Source organism: Nocardiopsis exhalans (genome assembly GCF_024134545.1).
Taxonomy (GTDB): domain Bacteria; phylum Actinomycetota; class Actinomycetes; order Streptosporangiales; family Streptosporangiaceae; genus Nocardiopsis; species Nocardiopsis exhalans.
In genome coordinates, this window is sequence record NZ_CP099837.1 from 6,148,647 (window position 1) to 6,167,052 (window position 18,406).

Here is an 18,406-nt window from a genome sequence, read left to right on the forward strand (position 1 = left end):
AGAGGCCCCTCAGGGGCCTCGGCTCTGGCCCTAGTCCTCCGGGAGGGTGACCGGGGCCAGTTCGTCGAAGCGGTCGCCCGGGCCCGGGTTGCTCGGGTCGGTCTGGCCGCCGAAGTGGTGCATGACGCCCCACACCGCGTTCAGGGCGGTCTGCACCGCACCCTCGGCCCAGCCGGCGGTCCAGGACACGTCGTCGCCCGCGAGGAACAGCCCGCGGTGGCGCTCATCCAGGTCCGCCTGGTGGAAGTGGGTGAACAGGCGGCGCTGGTACCGGTAGTGGCCCGGCAGGTTGGCCTTGAACGCGCCCATGAAGTAGGGCTCGTCCTCCCAGGACACGGTGACCGGATCGCCGGTGATGTGGGAGCGGATGTCCACGCCCGGGTAGATCTTGCCGAGCGAGGCCAGCATGACCTCCAGCCGCTCGTTGCCCGAGAGCGGCAGCCACTTGAGCGAGTCGTCGCACCAGGTGTAGGACATGCAGATCGCCGCGGGGCCGTCCGGGTCCTCACCCTCCAGCAGGTAGGTGCCCCGGGTCATCCGGTCGGTGAGCGTCATGCTCATCACGTCGCGGCCGGTCTCCGGGTCCTTGTCCCGCCAGAACGCGCGGTCCACCGGGACGAACAGCTTGGAGGACTCCATGTAGTGGGTCCGCTCGATCGCCGTCCAGTGGTCGATCGGCAGCAGGTCGTCGTCGCAGTCGATCTTGGACAGCATCATCCAGGACTGCGCCGTGAACACCGCGGCCGCGTAGGTGCGGGTCGAGCCGGAGGAGTCGGTGACGGTGATGTTGCCCGCCGGGTTCCCCTTGGCGGCGGTCCGGCGCAGCGCGGTCACGGCCGGGCGCGGGTCACCGCCGTGCAGCGCGGCCAGGGAGGTGCCCTGCGCCCAGTGCACGAGCTTGTCCGGGGCGTCCTCCCACAGGCGCAGCGGGAGCTGGTCCACACCGCCGACGATGCCCATGTGGTCGTCGTCCGCGCCGGTGTAGGTGACCCGCAGGATCTCCAGGATGGAGTTGGGGAAGTCGGTGTCCCAGCCTCCGGTACCGAAGCCCACCTGGCCGAAGACCTCGCGGTTGCGGAAGGAGGAGAAGCCCGGGGACTCACACAGGAAGCCGTAGAAGGTCTGGTTGTCCAGCTTCTCGACCAGCCGGTTCCAGATCTCCTTCTGGGTGGCGACGTCGCGCTCGCGGATCGCCTTCTGCATGCGGGTGTGCTCGACACTCTCCAGGGTCTGGTCCCAGGCGCGCGCCACCTCGCGGTAGACCTCGGGCAGGTCGTCCAGGTGGGTCGCGTAGTGCGACTCGCCCTTGAGGTCGACGACGGTGCTCGGGGTGGCCGCGGAGAGCGGGTTCGGGAAGGGGCTGGTGGTCAGGCCCATCCGGTCCGAGTAGTGCCAGAAGGAGGTGGAGGTCGGCGGGAAGCGCATCGCGCCCATCTCGGCGACCACGTCGGCGGGGGCGCCGGGCAGGCGCTCGGTGCGCAGGCGGCCGCCGATGCGGTCGGCCTCGTACACGACCGGCTTGAGGCCCATCTTCATGAGCTCGTAGGCGGTGACGATGCCGGACAGACCGCCACCGATCACCGCGACCTCGGTGCCGTGGTGCTCGGCCGGAACCTGGCCCAGCCCGGCCGGGTGCGCCAGGAACTCGTCGTAGGCGAACGGGAAGTCGGGACCGGACATGGTCAGCGGACGGTCGTTGGCCGGGGTGTCGGTAGCGGGCGCGCTACCGGCGGCCGTGGGCACGGCAGACGTCATGAAGGCCCTCCTTCGCTGGGCTGGGTTTCACCGGGGATGGGTGTGGTGGTGGGTGAGAGGTACTGGCTGAGAGGTGTCAGGAGCGGGTGGCGGCCGCGGGCTCGGGGTACAGCTCCGGGCGGCGGTCACCCAGGTAGGAGAGTTCAGCGCGGGACAGCTCGGTGGCGGCCGGGTCGACCGCGCCGACCAGTAGCTCCTCCGTGGGCCCGGCCCGCAGCAGCTCGGTGCCGTCGGGGCCCACCAGCGTGCTCAGGCCCACGTAGTCGAGCTCCGCCTCGGTGTCGCAGCGGTTCACGTAGGCTAGGTGGATCTGGTTCTCCATGGCCCGGGCCGGGGCGAGGAGGGTGGCCACCGAGGTGTTCGGGCCCATCAGGGCGGTGGGCACGACGAGGAAGGTGGTCCCGGCCAGCGCGTGCGCGCGCACGGCCTCGGGGAACTCCACGTCGTAGCAGACGAGGAAGCCGATCCGGTGGGCGCCGAGGTCCGCTTGGACGACCAGGTCGTCACCGGCGCTGAACAGGTTCCGGTCCAGGTCGCCGAACAGGTGGGTCTTGCGGTAGAGCGCGCGGGAGGCCCCCGTGGCGTCCACGAGCCGCACCGCGTTGTAGACGTTCCCGTCGGCCAGTTCAGGGAAGCCGTAGACGATCGCGACGCCGCTCTCGGCGGCGATCCGGGAGGCCGCCTCGAAGAGCGGCCCGTCGGCGGGCTCGGCCAGCTTCGCGACCCGTTCCCCGATGTTGTAGCCGGTCATCGACATCTCGGGGGTGATCAGGAGCTCGGCGCCCTCGGCCGCGGCCGTGCGGGCCCGCTCGCGGAGCCGGACCAGGGAGGAGGCGGTGTCGCCGCTGCGTCCCGTGCCCTGGTCGAGGGCCACGCGCAGTGGTGTGGGCATCGCTGTGCACCTCCCGGTGTGTCGTCGCTGGTCAGCCGCGTCCACTCTAAGTGGAGCAGGGCGTGGGATCGGTGTGTGGGGTGTGCACTCTGTTGCGAGTTCGCACCGGACCACCGTGGTTCGTTGCGCGGGTGCGCGAATTCGCGCTCGTTACCCTTGGATCTCCGCCTTCGACCCCGGGGCCGCGGTCCTTCGCCCCCAGGCAGAACGCGAGGGCGGGGCCGGGGATTCCGCCGGCCCCGCCCTGTGTCCGAGCCCACCGCGCTGATTCTGAGGCGGGCGCGGTCGCTGCTCAGGAGCTGGCTAGGAGCGGACCTCGACGGTCGGCTCGGTCTCCAGCGCGGAGCGGCGCATGCTGTAGCCGAAGTAGATGACCAGGCCGATCGCGAGCCAGACGCCGAAGGCGATCCACACGCTGAGCGACATGCTGAACATCAGGTAGGCGCAGGCCAGGACGCCGAGGACCGGGGTGACCGGAGCGCCGGGCATCCGGAAGGCGCGCTTGAGGTCGGGGCGGTTCTTGCGCAGCACCAGGACGGCCACGTTGACCAGGGCGAAGGCGAAGAGCGTGCCGATCGCGGTGGCGTCGGCGAGCGGGCCGAGCGGGATGAGCGCGGCCAGCAGGGCGATGAACACCGAGGTGATGATGGTGTTGGTGCGCGGGGTGCCCTTGGCGTCGACCTTGGAGAAGGCCTTGGGGATGAGGCCGTCGCGCGACATCGCGAAGAGGATGCGGGTCTGGCTGTAGAGCACGACCAGGACGACGCTGGCCAGGGCCAGGACGGCGCCGGCCGCGAAGATGACCGCCCAGATCGGGGTGCCGGTAACGACGGTCAGGATGCCTGCCAGGGAGGTCTGCCCCTCGGCGAACAGCTCCCAGTTGAGGGCGCCGACCGCGCTGAAGGCCACCAGGCAGTAGATCGCGGTGACCACGATCATCGAGAACATGATGGCGCGCGGCAGGTCGCGCTGCGGGTTCTTGGCCTCCTCACTGGCGGTGGAGGCGGAGTCGAAACCGATGTAGGAGAAGAACAGGGTGGCACCGGCGGCGGAGACACCGGCCATGCCCATCGGCATGAACGGGGCGAAGTTGCCGTCCTGGACGGCGGTGATCGCGATGGCCACGAACATCACCAGCACGGCGACCTTGATGGCGACCATGACGGCGTTGACGCGGGTGCTCTCACGGACCCCGGCGAGCAGGGCGAACATCGACAACAGGACCACGATGGCGGCGGGCACGTTGATCACGCCGCCCTCGAGGGGTCCGGCCAGGAACGCGCCGGGCAGCGACAGGCCCGTGGTCAGCTGCAGGAGCTCGTTGATGTACTGGCCCCAGCCGACGCCGACCGCGGCGACGGAGACGCCGTAGGTCAGCATCAGACACCAGCCGCACACCCAGGCCATGAACTCGCCCATGGTGGCGTAACTGTAGGAGTAGGCCGAGCCGGAGGCGGGGATCATCCCGGCCATCTCGGCGTAGGCGAGCGCGGAGAACAGCGCGGTCACACCGGCAAGGACGAACGCCAGGATGACGGCGGGCCCGGCGATCGGGACGGCCTCACCGAGGACGACGAAGATGCCGGTGCCCAGGGTGGCACCGATACCGATCATGGACAGCTGCCAGAAACCCATGGTACGGCGCAGTCCGCTGCCGCTCTCGGTCTCGGCCACCAGCTTCTCGACCGGCTTGCGCCGGCTCAGGCGTTGCCCGAGCGTGGGCGCTGCCGCGCTCACCTGCGCGGGGGTCTTCTGGTCCACCACGAATTGACTCCTCGACGTTCTGCGGGGCGGGCGCACCGGATCGGCGCCGTCTCGAACCAACGGCACCCCAAATGTGCCCTAGGCAACGTTAATGGTGTTGCCTGAGTAACATGACCCAAATTTGTTGCATTTGTCCGCTTTATCCAGCGGAATCATGCGTATCGGCGCAAGAAAACGCACGCGACCGTGATTCATGTCATATGAAGTGACCCAATGTGACCACTCCCGCGTGACCTGCGAGGACGCGGCCGGGTTCCCACGACTGGGGTTCGACGACCTGGGTTTCGATGGCCCGGGTTTCGATGACTGCGCATCGCCGGTAGGTGTAAGCGACCATGGTCGCCGAGTGTTCCTGGAACAGCCCGAGTCCTCCTGGAGAAGCAAAGGGGGAGCACGGCCACTCGCCGTGCTCCCCTCGGAAGCCTCAACCGCGGGTCAAGCCCGCTGGACACGCTGGTGCGGGTCAGCTCGCCACGGAGACGCTGGGCTCGCCCTCGATACCGGCCTCGCCCATCTCCTCGGCGATGCGCATGGCCTCCTCGATGAGGGTCTCCACGATCTTGGACTCGGGGACGGTCTTGATGACCTCGCCCTTGACGAAGATCTGGCCCTTGCCGTTGCCCGAGGCCACGCCCAGGTCGGCCTCACGCGCCTCACCCGGACCGTTGACGACGCAGCCCATGACAGCCACCCGCAGCGGCACCTCCAGGCCCTCCAGCCCGGCGGTGACCTCCTCGGCGAGCGTGTACACATCCACCTGGGCGCGGCCGCAGCTCGGGCAGGAGACGATCTCCAGACCGCGCTCGCGCAGGCCCAGGGACTCCAGGATCTGCGCGCCGACCTTGACCTCCTCGGCGGGCGGGGCGGACAGGGACACGCGGATGGTGTCGCCGATCCCCTCCGACAGCAGGGCCCCGAAGGCCACGGCGGACTTGATGGTGCCCTGGAAGGCCGGACCGGCCTCGGTGACGCCCAGGTGCAGCGGGTAGTCGCAGGCCTGCGACAGCTGGCGGTAGGCGTTGACCATCACGACCGGGTCGTTGTGCTTGACCGAGATCTTGATGTCGTGGAAGCCGTGCTCCTCGAACAGCGAGCACTCCCACAGCGCGGACTCCACCAGCGCCTCGGGGGTGGCCTTGCCGTACTTGGCGAGCAGGCGCTTGTCGAGCGAACCGGCGTTGACGCCGATCCGGATCGGGGTCCCGGCGTCACCGGCGGCCTTGGCGATCTCGGCGACCTTGTCGTCGAACTTCTTGATGTTGCCCGGGTTGACACGCACGGCCGCACAGCCGGCGTCGATGGCCTGGAACACGTACTTGGGCTGGAAGTGGATGTCGGCGATCACCGGGATCTGCGACTTCTTGGCGATGATCGGCAGCGCGTCGGCATCGTCGTTGGTGGGCACGGCCACCCGGACGATCTGACAGCCGGAGGCGGTCAGCTCGGCGATCTGCTGCAGGGTCGCGTTGATGTCGGAGGTGCGGGTGGTCGTCATCGACTGCACGGAAACCGGGGCGTCCCCGCCGACGGGGACGTTCCCGACCATGATCTGCCGGGTCTTGCGCCGGGTCGCCAGCGGGCGCGGCGGGGTGGCGGGGATACCGAGATCGATGGTCACGCTTGATTCACCTCGTCTGCCGCCGGAGAGGGGGGCGGCACTTGATGTCGTCCGGTTCGTGGAGAAGGGCGCCCGGAACAGCGCCCGGAGCCGCGTTCGGGTGCTCCGGCTGGGCGGCCTGAACCGCGGCGGCGTTCCCGGAACGCGACCCCAAGGTTACCCGCCTTTGAGAAGACGCTCGGACCGTCGTGGCCCCACTCACACCAGTTCAACGGGGTTCATTCACCGAAGACGAACTCGGGGCGGCCCCGGGCACCCCGGAGACCACCCCGAAGAGTTCAGCCTTGCGTCAACCGAACAATCGGACCGGATTGATGAGGTCGGCCACGAGCAGGATGACGCTGAACACCAGGAAACAGGCCACGATCACGTATGCCACCGGGGTCAGCAGCGCCACGTCCACCGGCCCCGGGTCCGGTCGTCGGAAGATCCTGGCGGTCCACTTCTTGATGGACTCCCAGATCGCCCCGACCATGTGCCCGCCGTCCAGCGGCAGGATCGGCAGCATGTTGAAGGCGAAGAGGAAGAGGTTGACGCTGGCCAGGATGCTGAGCATGATCGCGACGGTGTCGATCACCGGCAGGCCCTGCGACATGATCTCACCGCCGATGCGGGAGATACCGACGATGCCCACGGGGGAGTCCTCGGTGCGCTGCTCGCCCAGGAAAGCGGCGCCGAACACCTCGGGAACCCGGCTGGGCAGGGCGATGATCGCCTCGCCGACGTTGACCAGCATGGTGCCGACCTCGGAGACCGACTCCCCCACGGTCAGGGCCTGGCGCTCCTGGACGAAGATGACCCCCAGGAAGCCCACGACCTCGGTGGCGGCGACCCGGCGGCCCTGCTCGTCGTAGACGTGGTTTCCGTTCTCGTCGAGCTCGTAGACGATGTTGCCGTCCGCGTCCCGGGCGGGCAGCTCGTTCTCGACGATGTCGATGTCGGTGGTGAAGCGATCGCCGTCACGTTCGATCACGAACTCGGTGGGGCCGAGGGACTGGCGGATCTGACTGTTGACGTTGGCGCCCTCGGTGCGCTCGCCGTCGATGGAGAGGATGAGGTCACCCGGCTCCAGCCCGGCCTCGTAGGAGGGGGTGCGGTCGAACTCGTCGGTGCACTCGGTGGCGGTGACCCCGGCGGGCACGATGCACTCGCGCAGCTGGCCGATCTGCGGGGTCTCCTTGTGCACGCCGATCCCCATGAAGAGCACGGCCAGCAGGATCACCGCGAGGATGAGGTTCATGCCCGGACCGGCGAACATGACGATCAGGCGCTTCCAGGGGGCGCGCTGGTAGAACTGCCGGTCCTGGTCCTCGGGTGACAGCTCCACGTAGGAGGCCTCGCGGGCGTCCTCGGCCATCGCCCGCCAGCGGGACATCTTCTTGGCGCCGCCGCCCTCCGCGCGCTTGGCGGGCGGCAGCATGCCGACCATCCGCACGAAGCCGCCGAGCGGGACGGCCTTGATGCCGTACTCGGTCTCGCCCCTGCGCACCGACCACAGCGTCTTGCCGAAGCCCACCATGAACTCGGTGCACTTGATCCCGAACATCTTGGCCGTGGACATATGGCCGAGCTCGTGCCATGCGATCGAGAACAGCAGTCCCACCACGAACAGGACGATCCCGACCACGGTCAGCAGGACGACCATGTATCTCTCCTCAAGCCAGTATGGCCCTCAGCCGCGGGTGAGCAGCTCGCGCGCGCGGGTTCGGGCCCAGGTGTCAGCGGCGTACACGTCGTCCAGGGTCAGGGTCGAGGCCCCCGGGCGCTCCGTCCGCTGGTGTTCTGAGACTACCTGGGAGACAGTGTCCATGATGGCCGGGAACGCGAGGTTTCCCTTCAGGAAGGCGTCGACCGCCTCCTCGTTGGCCGCGTTGTAGACGGCCGGGGCCGTACCGCCCGCGGCACCGACCTCCGCGGCCAGCCGCACGGCGGGGAAGGCCTCCTCGTCCAGGGGCTCGAAGGTCCAGCTCTGCGCCTTGGTCCAGTCCATGCCCGGGGCGGCGTCGGGGACGCGTTCGGGGGCGCCGATCCCGTAGGCGATCGGGATCATCATGCTGGGCGGGCTGGCCTTGGCCAGGGTGGTGCCGTCCACGTACTCGACCATGGAGTGCACGATCGACTGCGGGTGGACGACCACGTCGATGCGGTCGAAGGGCACGTCGAAGAGCAGGTTGGCCTCGATCACCTCCAGACCCTTGTTGACCAGGGTCGCGGAGTTGACGGTGATGACCGGGCCCATGCTCCAGGTGGGGTGGTCGAGCGCCTCGGCGGGGGTGACGTCGGCCAGCTCCTCGGCCCGGCGGCCGCGGAAGGGGCCGCCGCTGGCGGTGACCACCAGGCGGCGCACATCTGCCCGTCCGGCGTGCACGAGCCCCTGAGCGGGGCTGGTGAGCTCACCCTCGGGCAGGTACGGGAAGCACTGGGCGATGGCGTAGTGCTCGGAGTCGACCGGGACGATCTGGCCGGGGGCGGCCAGATCGCGTACGAGTGGCCCGCCGATGATCAGGGATTCCTTGTTGGCCAGGGCCAAAGTGGTCCCGGCGCGCAGCGTGGCCAGGGTGGACTCCAGACCCAGCGCCCCGGTGATCCCGTTGAGGACGACGTCACAGGGGGAAGCGGCCAGCTCAGCCACGCCCTGGGCGCCGACCAGCACCTCGGGGGCGGCGCCCTGCTCGCCGAGGAGGCGGGTGAGCTCGGCCGCGCGGGCCGGATCGGCCACGGCGACGCGTTCGGCCCCCAGGTCCACGGCCTGCTTGGCCAGCAGGTCCGCCCGGCCGCCCCCGGCGGCCAGGCCCACCACCCGGAAGCGCTCGGGGTTGCGCTGGACGATGTCGACGGCCTGGGTTCCGATGGAGCCGGTGGAGCCGAGGATCACTACTGTTCGCTGCTGTTCTTCTCGCACGGGTCCATTGTCGCGCACCCGGCCGATCCGCGCCGATGCCCTGTGGACAACCCCTCGGGGCGACGGCACGAAGTTCCGGCGAAACGGAGGGGACACACCGGGGCCACGGGGTCTTTACAACGACACGGGGATCGCCTAACTTGACCCGTGAGTAAGTTACCTCACAGTAAAGAGAGACGCCGATCACCGCCGGTGCGACCGAACACCGGCCTCCCCCGATGGTGCGGGCGCGACTGCCCATCGGAACCTCCCCGCCCCATCCCCGCCGAGGTTTCCGACATGATCCCTGTCCGTACGCGCCCCTCCCCCGGCGCGCGTCTTCGCTCCCTCTCCTGTGTGGCGGCGGCCGCCGTCGCGGTCGCCACCCTGTCCCCGGCGCCCGCCTCCGCGGTCACCATCGCATCGACCATCAGCTACGAGACGATCGTCAGCCATGACGGCACCGAGCTGAAGGCCAAGGTCATCACCCCCACCGGTGCCGAGGGACCGCGCCCGCTGCTGGTCATGCCCTCCGCCTGGGCGACCCCGCACATCCTGTACGTCGGAGCGGCCAAGAAACTGGCCGAGCAGTCCGGCTACCAGGTCGTCGCCTACTCCTCGCGCGGCTTCTGGGACTCCGGCGGCGGCATCGAGGTGGCCGGCCCCGAGGACCGGGCCGACGCCAGCGCCGTCATCGACTGGGCCCTGGAGAACACCGAGGCCGACGCCGACCGGATCGGTATGGCCGGCATCTCCTACGGCGGCGGGATCAGCCTGCTCACCGCAGCCGAGGACGACCGGGTCAAGGCGGTCGGCTCGATGAGCGGCTGGGCCGACCTGGAGGCCTCGCTCTACCCGAACGAGACCATCGACGTGCAGTCCGCCGAGCTGCTGCTCCTGGCCGGGAACCTGCTCGGCACCCCGGGCGAGGCGCTCAAGGAGATGGAGCGCGAGTACCGGCGCGGCAACATCGACCCCATCCTCGAGATGGCCCCGGACCGCTCGGCCGCCACCAAGGTGGACCAGATCAACGCCAACGGGACCGCCGTCATGATGGCGCACGGCTGGAACGACGGCATGTTCCCGGCCGCGCACATCGCCGACTTCTACGAGGAGCTGTCCGGCGACAAGCGGCTCATGCTCACCCCCGGCGACCACGCCACCCCCGAGGCGTTCGGCGCGGTCGGGCTGCCCAACGAGGTCTGGGAGGACCTGGGCCGCTGGTTCGACCACCACCTCAAGGGCGAGGACAACGGCATCGACGCCGAGGAGCCGGTGCGCGTCAAGCCCAACAACGGCAACGGCGCCTGGACCTCGCACGCGGACTGGCCGTCGGTGACCGCCGGGACCGACGAGTACTACCTGGACCGGCCCAGCACCAGCTGGCTCCGCTGGCAGAGCAGCGGCGCCATGGAGGCCGAGCCCGCGACCGGCTGGAACTACGGTTTCCGCACCGGCATCGGCACGACGGCGCGCAGCGGCACGGTGATTCTGTCCGGGGCGCTCCAGCAGTTCTTCGACGTGCCCACCGGAGTACTGCTGCCCACCGTGGACCGCTACCGGGCGGCGGTGTGGACCAGCCCCGCCTACCCCGACGGCGTCCGCGTGGCCGGTGTGCCCGAGGTGACGTTCACGGTCACGCCGACCACCGCCGACCAGTCGGTGTTCGTGTACCTGTACGCGATCAACGCCCACGGGACCGGCTCCCTGCTGAGCCACGCCCCCTACACGCTGCGCGACGCCGTCCCGGGTGAGCCGGTGACGGTGGAGACCGAGATGTCCTCGGTGGTGTGGGACGTCCCGGCCGGGCACCGGCTGGCCGTGGTGGTGGACAGCAGGGACCTGCGCTACGACAGCGAGAGCCGCATCGGCAACCGTGTCACGGTGACCTCGCCGGAGGAGAACCCGACGAAGGTGACGATCCCGCTCGGCTAGACCCTGACCCCTGTGAACACCCCGGTTACCTCTTGACCGATACCTCGGTTTTCGACCAGGAGGAAATCACGAGACCGGCGGCCGGTCGGCCCGAACTCCCGCAGGGTCGGCCGGTCGCCCTTCGTTTCCCGAGAAAGCCACGACACAAACTAAAAGTAGTTATTGAGTTACTCAAAGTGTGCAAAGATCGTGGCCATGACCTCGTCCACCGCACGCAAGATCCTCGCGCCGCTGGCCGCCGCCGCGGTCGCCCTCGGGGGTCTGGCCCTCGTCGACCACCTGCCCGCCCCGGCCTCGGCCGTGACCCAGGCCCTGCACGCCTCCGCCGCCCTCCCGGACTCGCTCGCCCCCGAAACACCCGTCCAACAGAGTCGGGTCGCCGCCACCCGGATGGACGGGGTCGTCCACCAGACCGGGGCCGTGACCGACGAGCAGAACGCCGCCGTCCTCGACTACTGGACCAGCGACCGGATGGCCGCCGCGCAGCCCATCTCCAGCCTGGTCGACTCGGCTCTCGGGCTCGCCGAACCCCTGCACCGCTCCCCCGCCGAGGTCGAGCCGCAGGCCGCCCGACCCGACAGCGACGGGGAACGCTGGAACGACGGCGGCCGCGTCAGCCGGACCACCGGCAAGGTGTACCTGACCATGGACGGGCGCGACTTCACCTGTTCGGCGTCGGTCGTGGACTCCGCCAACGGCAGCACCCTGGTGACCGCCGGGCACTGCGCCAAGGACGGCCGCGGCTCCTGGGCCCGCAACTGGACCTTCGTCCCCGGTTACGCCGACGGCTCCAGCCCGCACGGCAAGTTCACCGCCCGTGACCTCATGGTCGCCCCGCAGTGGGCCAACCGGGCCGACGACAGCTACGACTTCGCGATGGTCGTACTGAACCGGGACGGCGGCGCCAGCGTGCAGGACCGGGTCGGCGCCCAGAAGATCGCCTTCGACACCTGGACCGAGCAGCGGGTCCGCGACGGGGTGCAGGTGTACACCTTCGGCTACCCGGCAGCCTCGCCCTTCAACGGCCGCCACCTGCACTACTGCTCCGGCCGCACGGTTCCCGACACCGGCGGCACCACCGCCAACGGCGTCCGCTGCACCATGACCCAGGGCTCCAGCGGCGGTCCCTGGTTCACCGGCTTCGACCCCGCTACCGGGCAGGGCACCATCTCCTCGGTGGTGAGCTTCAAGTACGCCGACGACCGCAACACGCAGTACGGGCCGCGTCTGGGAACCGAGGCCAAGCGCCTCTTCGACCACGCCAACCAGCTGTAGACGATCCGACCCGATCCGACCCGTGCCCGAACGCGACGGCGGGGCGGTGGCGCCATCCCCGGTCACCACCGCCCCGCCTTCTCCCCGGTCCGACCGCCACCGGACCCGGCTCTCCCCCGGCCTAGAGGTCGATGCCGGTGAGGACGAGGACCCGCTCGTGGGTGAGGTCGGTCATCGCGGCGCGCAGGCCCTCCTTGCCCACACCCGAACGCTTGACGCCGCCGTAGGGCATCTGGTCGGCGCGGAAGGTGGGCACGTCGCCGATGACCACGCCGCCCACCTCCAGCTCGCGGTGGGCCCGGAAGGCGGTGGGCAGGTCACGGGTGAAGATCCCGGCCTGCAGGCCGAAATCGCTGTCGTTGACCGCGGCGAAGGCGGCGTCGGTGTCGGCGACCCGCTGGATGACCAGCACGGGGCCGAACACCTCCTCGCGCACCACCTTGGCGTCGGCGGGCACGTCCGCCAGGACGGTCGGCGCGACGGTGACGCCGTCACGGAGGCCACCGGTGAGCAGTCGCGCCCCCGCGGCGACCGCCTCGTCGATCCAGGAGGACACCCGCTCGGCGGCGGCCTCGTCGACCAGCGGACCGACGTCGGTCTTCGGGTCGGCCGGGTCCCCGGTGCCGAGGGCCTCGACCTGGTTGACCAGGCGCGGCAGGAACTCCTCGTAGACGGACTCGGTGACCACGACCCGCTGCACGCCGATGCACACCTGACCGGCCTGGTTGTTGCCGAACAGCGCGACCCGCTGGGCGGCCCAGTCGAGGTCGGCGTCGTCGAGCACCACGGCCGCGGCGTTGCCGCCGAGCTCCAGGGTGACGTGCTTGTGCGGGGCGCGCCGCTGGATCTCCCAGCCGAAGGGGCCGCCGGTGAAGGAGATGACGGGCAGGCGCTCGTCGGTGATCAGCGGGGCAGCCAGCTCGTTGGGCATGGGCAGCACCGAGAACATGCCTGCGGGCAGGTCGGTCTCGGCGAGGATCTCACCGAGGATCAGGGCGGTGATCGGAGTGGCCGGGGCGGGCTTGAGGATCACCGGGGTGCCCACCGCGATGGCCGGGGCCACCTTGTGGGCGACCAGGTTGAGCGGGAAGTTGAACGGGGAGATGCCCAGGACCGGACCCTTGGGGACCCGGCGGACCATGGCCATCCGCCCGGTACCGCCCGGGTCGGTGTCCAGGCGCTGGAGCTCGCCGCTGTCCCGGCGGGCCTCCTCTGCGGCCCAGCGGAACACCGAGACCGCGCGCCCGGCCTCGGCGCGGGCCCACTTGATCGGCTTGCCGCTCTCGGCGGTGATGGTCTGGGCGATCTCCTCAGCGCGCTCGCCGATGCGCCGGGAGATGTGGTCGAGGGCCCCGGCGCGTACGTGCGCGGGCAGGGCGGCGGCCTGGGCGGCCACCGCGTCCGCGGCGGCGACGGCGGCCTCCACCTGGGCCTCGGTGGGCACGGAGACGACGCCCGCCACCTCGCCGGTGTAGGGGTTGCGGACGGTCATCTCGGTGTCGCCGGTCGCGGCGGTTCCGGCCAGCCAGAACGGGTGCGTGCTCATGTCGGTGACGCTAACCCGCGCCCGGGCAGAGCCGCTTTGTCCACAGTTGCCAACCGGGGACCGGACATTGGCCACTGTGGCGCATCCGGTCCGGACTGTCGGCGCCCCGCGCCACCATGGCGGCGCTCACCCGGCTACGGGAGGCCTTCCCGCACGCCGAGTGGCGTGTACACGTGGACGACGCGGACATCCCTGGGTGAACGGTCGGTACAACGTTTGAGCTGTGGGATGACAATCCGGTCAACGGTTCTTTGGTCAACCGGCTGGCGCCTGAGCTGTCCTTGATACACAGTGGTAAAAGAGGGCTCTGCCAGCGCCAACCTTTCTGGAACACTGGGCCAGGCCCTCGGGTCCGCCGCCGCTGACGGGAACCCGGGAGGGCTCATTGCCGCTTGTCTACCGCACGCTCGTCGCCGTCCACGACGACGACGGGGATCTCGTCGCCGTCGCTTCGGCCGTCCTCTCCCGCTGGCTGAGCAAACGCGGCAACTCGGGCGCGCGCGTGGACTTCGGTTCGCCGGGCCGCTACGAGCTCAGCAACCGCTCGCGCGCGCTGGTCGCGCGGCACGAGAACACCGACGAGGGGCTCACCTTCCTGCGGCTGACCACGGAGTCCGACAAGGCCGACGGGGTGTGGCGGACCCTGGCCACCGTCGTCGTGGACCCCGAGCTCTCGCCGTGGAACTACGTGTGGATCGACATGACCGTCGACCCCGCCTCCGCCGCCGACACCCCGGACACCCCCCGCCTGGACGTGATGCCGCCCGAGGCGGCGCGCATGCTGCTGGAGGCGGTCGCAGCGCACGACGGCGCCCATCCCCTGCACTCCACGCCGCGGATCGTGCGCGGGCGCGACGACGCCGACGTGGCGGCGCTGATCTCCAGCGTGCGCGATCCCCTGCGCAGACTGGCGATCGTGGCTACCGGGGCGCCCCGTGACGTGACCGTCGCCGACTGGCGCGACTCGATGGCGGGCTCCCTGTCCCGCTGCACCGGAATGTGCGCCGGGTACGTGCTGGACGGGGCCGCCCTGGACCGGGTGGGCGGGATCCTGCCCCGGGACCTGGACGTGCCCGCGGGCGGGGTGCGCACCTTTTTACCAGGGGTGGACCTGGCTGACCCGGAGGACGCCCAGCGTCACCCCAGGATGAGCCCGACCACCCTGGACACCGCCCGCGACGGCGAGCGCGTACGCAACTGGGTGGGCGCCGCGCTGTCCCGGAGAGTGCGCGACAACGCCGTCGGGCTGGCGCTGCCCGAGGCGCTCAAGGCGATCGACATCCTTCTGTCGGAGGAGACCGAGGACCTGCGCCGGGGTCCCAGCACCCCGCTTCCCCCCGCGTCACAGCAGACAGCAACGACCGAATCGGGGAACACCATCGCGCACCAGTCCGAGCCGGACTCGGTCATCATGGCGGAACTGGCCGCCGCCCAGGCCCAGGAGCAACAGGCCCGGCGGCTCAGAGAGGAGGTGCGTCGGCTCAGCGCGCGGATCGGGGAGCTCTCGGAGGAGCGCCAGGCCCTGCTCGCGGAGACCGCGGACCTCACCGAGGAGCTGGACTCCGCCCGGGACGAGAGGCGCAGCGCCCGCTACGAGGCGCAGTGGCTGCGCGAGCGGATCCGGGAGGAGGGCCTGTTCCGGCTGGCCGCGACCCCGGCCCCGCACGACCCCGAGCAGCGGCCGCCGTCCAGCGTGGCGGAGCTGCTGGAGCGGATCACCGACGGGACGGCGCTGCCGCACCTGTTCTTCACCATCGAGGACCAGACGGTGTACGAGCTCTCCGACAGCCGCAAGGAGGGGCTGTGGGTGACCCGGGCCTGGGAGGCGCTGCTGGCGCTGAACGACTACGCGCGCTACCAGTTCGACAACCCCGGCAGCGGGCTGGGCTTCCACTCCTACCTGCGCGATCCCCCGAACGGCTACCGGGTGATTCCGGTCAAGCGGCTGGCCTCGCAGGAGTCGGACTACGTGCGCAACCGCGGCAAGCTCAACGAGAAACGGGTGTTCCGGGTACCGACCGAGGTGGACCCGGCGGGCCGGGTGCCGATGTACGCGCACATCAAGCTGGACATCGAGTACGGCATCTGCCCGCGGCTGTACTTCTACCCGCACCTGGGCCCGGACACCACCAACCGGGTGTACGTGGGCTACCTGGGCCGCCACCTGCCGGTACAGCAGTCGAACTGATGGCGCTCAGGCCACGCGGTCAGACCATCTCGTGGCCGTAGGCGTCGGACAGGGCGGCCAGATCCGGCTCGCCGTACCGGTCGACCAGCTCCTTGAACCGGAGCTCCTTGTCCGAGCCGAAGCGCCGCACCTTGGCCGCGAAGAAGGCTGCGGTGAGGAAGACCGGCGGCTGGCTCTTGCTGTGGAACTTGTCCGCGTACATGACCAGTTCCTCCTCGGGTGACTCGGCGAGGTAGTCGGCCACCGGAATGGGCAGCCCCTGCGAGCGCACGTCCTCGCTGGTCACACCCACACCGGTGTGGTGGGAGCAGAAGCGGCACAGGGTCTCGGGCAGCCCTTCCCCGGCCAGGAGCTCGTGCCCGAGCACCCCGTGGCTGACGTAGCGGGAGCCGTCGAGCTGACCGTCGGGACCGTACAGCCGGTAGACGCCGATGTCGTGGAGGAGGCAGCCCGCGCGCACGAGGTCGGCGTTCACGCCGGGGGCGGCGCGGTCCAGGAGCTGTTCGGCCACCTCGCACACGATGCGGCAGTGGGTGTACACGCGGTCGAAGGCCTCGGCGGTGGGCGCGTGGCGCTCGTGGAGGGCCCGGATCTGTTCGTCGGTGGGGATAGTCAGCACCACAGCAGAGTAGACGCCGGGGCGCGGTGCGGCGCGCATACCCTGGGGGCCGTGACGGGAACGAGTACCGAGGCCGTAGTGGGCCTGACGCGGACACTGGCGGAGACGGAGTGGCGCGAGCGCGCCGAGCGGCACGCGCTGCGCGTGGACGCGTTGGTCGGCGACCACCTGCGGCGCAGGAGCGCGGGCGAGCGTCATCCGGTCGAGGACTTCCTGTTCACCTACTACAACCTCAAACCCTCGCAGCTGCGGCGCTGGCACCCGGGCGCGGGTGCGGTGCTGCTGGGCGAGGGCGCGCGCGAGCGGCTCTCGGAGCGTTTCTACACCGAGCTGTCCGGCGGGGTGGGGCTGGACGTGCCCGCGTTCCTGACCGCACGGCCGGTACTGGACTTCGTGGAACGGCTGCTGTCGTCGGTGGCCGAGCGCCCCGCGCACCTGGGCTGTTTCGGGCTGCACGAGTGGGCGATGGCCTACCGGACCGAGGAGGTCCGGCACGGCCAGGTCCCGCTGCGGCTGGGCCACGAGGGCACCGACCGGGTGGTGGAGTCGCACCGCATCCAGTGCTCCCACTTCGACGCGTTCCGGTTCTTCACCGAGCCCGCGCGCCCGCTCAACACCCTCCAGCCCACCCGGGAGCGGCAGGCGGAGCTGGACCAGCCGGGCTGTCTGCACGCCAACATGGACCTGTACAAGTGGGCGTACAAGCTCACCCCGGCGGTGCCGTCGGAGCTGGTGGCGGACTGCTTCGGGCTCTCCAAGGAGATCCGGGTCCTGGACATGCGCGCCTCGCCCTACGACCTGCGGGACTGGGGGTACGAGCCGGTGCGGATCGAGACGGCCGAGGGCAAGGCGGCGTACATGGAGTACCAGCGCGACTTCGCCGAACGCGGCGCCGTGCTGCGCGAGCGGGTCCTGGCGGTCTGCCGGGAGCTGCGCGCGGCTGCCTGAGCCGCCACGGAGCGGGACGGGCTCAGGACAGGCCTGGTTCAGGGCAGGTCGGCGCGACCCGCCTCCCGGGCCTGGCGCTCCCGGGTGACCTTGTGCGCCCGCCAGGAGCCGAGGACCAGCAGGGTGACGCTGATCCCCATGGGCACGAGCAGGGCGGCGATCTGCCCGTTCGGGGTGGTCGCGATCGGGAGCAGGACCAGCGAGGGCAGGCAGACCAGCCCGGCCACGATCGACCAGCGCGCCGAGACCTCGTGCACGGTGTACCAGGCGAACTCGCCGGAGCGGGTGTAGGCGGTCCGGATCCCGAAGAACTCGTTCGGTTTGATCCGCCGCTGGGCTCCCAGCACCCCCATGAGCACCAGGACCCCCGCCATGAGCACCACGGTCACCATGAGGATGACGAACGGAACAGGGGGCATCATCTGGTCGGCGTTCTCGGCCAGCGGGTTCACTGCGCGTCCTTTGCTACTTCGGGTTCCGGGGCGGGCTGGAGGGGAGGGCACAGGCGGCGGTGCCGCCGGGCAGCAGGTACCGGTTGGCGGCCACGACCCGGTAGGCGGCGCGGCTGAGCAGACGCGCTCCGGGCAGGAGCATCAGGCGGCCCAGGACCCCCGCGGGGAACCCGGCGGCCAGAAGGACCCCGGCGACCGCGTCTCCCCCGGCCAAGCGCCGTCCGTCCGGGTAGACGACCCAGGCCCGCTCATCGGTCTGCTCGGGGGTCAGCCCCAGGGCGTCGAGGTCGACGTCCTGCCAGGCCGCGAAGGCGGTCCGTGTGCGCAGGCGCTCACGGGCGAAGCCGACCGCCCGCTGGCAGAACCCGCAGTCCCGGTCGTACAGGAACAGCCCGGCCTCGGACCGTTCGCTCACACCCGCTGTGTCTTCCATACCCCCATCATTCCCTCCTGGCTCCGCCTCCAGCCGAGGAGGCTTCGGTGTCGGCTCTCACACCGTGCCCCATCCTGGCACCGCCCGTCTCTCCCGCGAC

14 protein-coding genes are annotated in these 18,406 nt (G+C 70.4%); 4 read left to right on the forward strand and 10 right to left on the reverse strand.

Annotated elements, in window-relative coordinates; all coding sequences use genetic code 11:
• Positions 1 to 30 precede the first annotated feature (30 nt).
• From NE857_RS27230 to dxr, 6 genes are all read right to left on the reverse strand, one after another.
• Positions 31 to 1,755, reverse strand: coding sequence for a flavin monoamine oxidase family protein (locus NE857_RS27230; RefSeq protein ID WP_254418230.1), 1,725 nt, complete (start codon positions 1,753 to 1,755; stop codon positions 31 to 33).
• 76 nt (positions 1,756 to 1,831) lie between these two features.
• Positions 1,832 to 2,647, reverse strand: coding sequence for a carbon-nitrogen hydrolase family protein (locus NE857_RS27235; RefSeq protein WP_254418231.1), 816 nt, complete (start codon positions 2,645 to 2,647; stop codon positions 1,832 to 1,834).
• A gap of 303 nt (positions 2,648 to 2,950) precedes the next feature.
• Entirely contained in the window at positions 2,951 to 4,411 is a 1,461-nt protein-coding gene (locus NE857_RS27240) for an amino acid permease (RefSeq protein WP_254418232.1), read from the reverse strand.
• Positions 4,412 to 4,874: 463 nt separating this feature from the next.
• Positions 4,875 to 6,029 (reverse strand): flavodoxin-dependent (E)-4-hydroxy-3-methylbut-2-enyl-diphosphate synthase, encoded by a 1,155-nt coding sequence (ispG, locus tag NE857_RS27245; RefSeq protein ID WP_254418233.1) that lies wholly within the window; start codon positions 6,027 to 6,029, stop codon positions 4,875 to 4,877.
• A gap of 289 nt (positions 6,030 to 6,318) precedes the next feature.
• A complete protein-coding gene (locus NE857_RS27250; protein WP_254418234.1) occupies positions 6,319 to 7,674 on the reverse strand; it encodes a M50 family metallopeptidase in 1,356 nt (451 codons plus the stop codon).
• Between the two features lie 27 nt (positions 7,675 to 7,701).
• Positions 7,702 to 8,904, reverse strand: a complete 1,203-nt coding sequence (gene dxr / locus NE857_RS27255) for a 1-deoxy-D-xylulose-5-phosphate reductoisomerase (protein WP_254422113.1) — start codon at positions 8,902 to 8,904, stop codon at positions 7,702 to 7,704.
• 306 nt (positions 8,905 to 9,210) lie between these two features.
• On the opposite strand from dxr, the gene NE857_RS27260 reads away from it, so the two are divergent.
• Together NE857_RS27260 and NE857_RS27265 are read left to right on the forward strand one after the other, a co-directional pair.
• A complete protein-coding gene (locus NE857_RS27260; RefSeq protein WP_254418235.1) occupies positions 9,211 to 10,845 on the forward strand; it encodes a CocE/NonD family hydrolase in 1,635 nt (544 codons plus the stop codon).
• Positions 10,846 to 11,040: 195 nt separating this feature from the next.
• Positions 11,041 to 12,120, forward strand: a complete 1,080-nt coding sequence (locus tag NE857_RS27265; RefSeq protein ID WP_254418236.1) for a trypsin-like serine peptidase — start codon at positions 11,041 to 11,043, stop codon at positions 12,118 to 12,120.
• 121 nt (positions 12,121 to 12,241) lie between these two features.
• Here the strand turns inward: NE857_RS27265 and NE857_RS27270 are convergent, their stop codons facing one another.
• Positions 12,242 to 13,666 (reverse strand): aldehyde dehydrogenase family protein, encoded by a 1,425-nt coding sequence (locus NE857_RS27270; protein WP_254418237.1) that lies wholly within the window; start codon positions 13,664 to 13,666, stop codon positions 12,242 to 12,244.
• A 385-nt stretch (positions 13,667 to 14,051) separates the two neighbouring features.
• Here NE857_RS27270 and NE857_RS27275 point away from each other — a divergent pair, with 385 nt between their 5' ends.
• Entirely contained in the window at positions 14,052 to 15,854 is a 1,803-nt protein-coding gene (locus NE857_RS27275) for a hypothetical protein (RefSeq protein WP_254418238.1), read from the forward strand.
• A gap of 19 nt (positions 15,855 to 15,873) precedes the next feature.
• On the opposite strand, the gene NE857_RS27280 is transcribed toward NE857_RS27275, so the two are convergent.
• Positions 15,874 to 16,470, reverse strand: a complete 597-nt coding sequence (locus NE857_RS27280) for an HD domain-containing protein (protein ID WP_254422114.1) — start codon at positions 16,468 to 16,470, stop codon at positions 15,874 to 15,876.
• A gap of 54 nt (positions 16,471 to 16,524) precedes the next feature.
• Between NE857_RS27280 and NE857_RS27285 the strand changes: the two genes are divergently transcribed.
• Positions 16,525 to 17,421, forward strand: a complete 897-nt coding sequence (locus NE857_RS27285) for a 3-methyladenine DNA glycosylase (RefSeq protein ID WP_254418239.1) — start codon at positions 16,525 to 16,527, stop codon at positions 17,419 to 17,421.
• Positions 17,422 to 17,459: 38 nt separating this feature from the next.
• On the opposite strand, the gene NE857_RS27290 is transcribed toward NE857_RS27285, so the two are convergent.
• Together NE857_RS27290 and NE857_RS27295 are read right to left on the reverse strand one after the other, a co-directional pair.
• Positions 17,460 to 17,873, reverse strand: coding sequence for an SdpI family protein (locus NE857_RS27290; RefSeq protein WP_254418240.1), 414 nt, complete (start codon positions 17,871 to 17,873; stop codon positions 17,460 to 17,462).
• Positions 17,874 to 17,886: 13 nt separating this feature from the next.
• Positions 17,887 to 18,306 (reverse strand): thiol-disulfide oxidoreductase DCC family protein, encoded by a 420-nt coding sequence (locus NE857_RS27295; RefSeq protein ID WP_254418241.1) that lies wholly within the window; start codon positions 18,304 to 18,306, stop codon positions 17,887 to 17,889.
• Positions 18,307 to 18,406 lie beyond the last annotated feature (100 nt).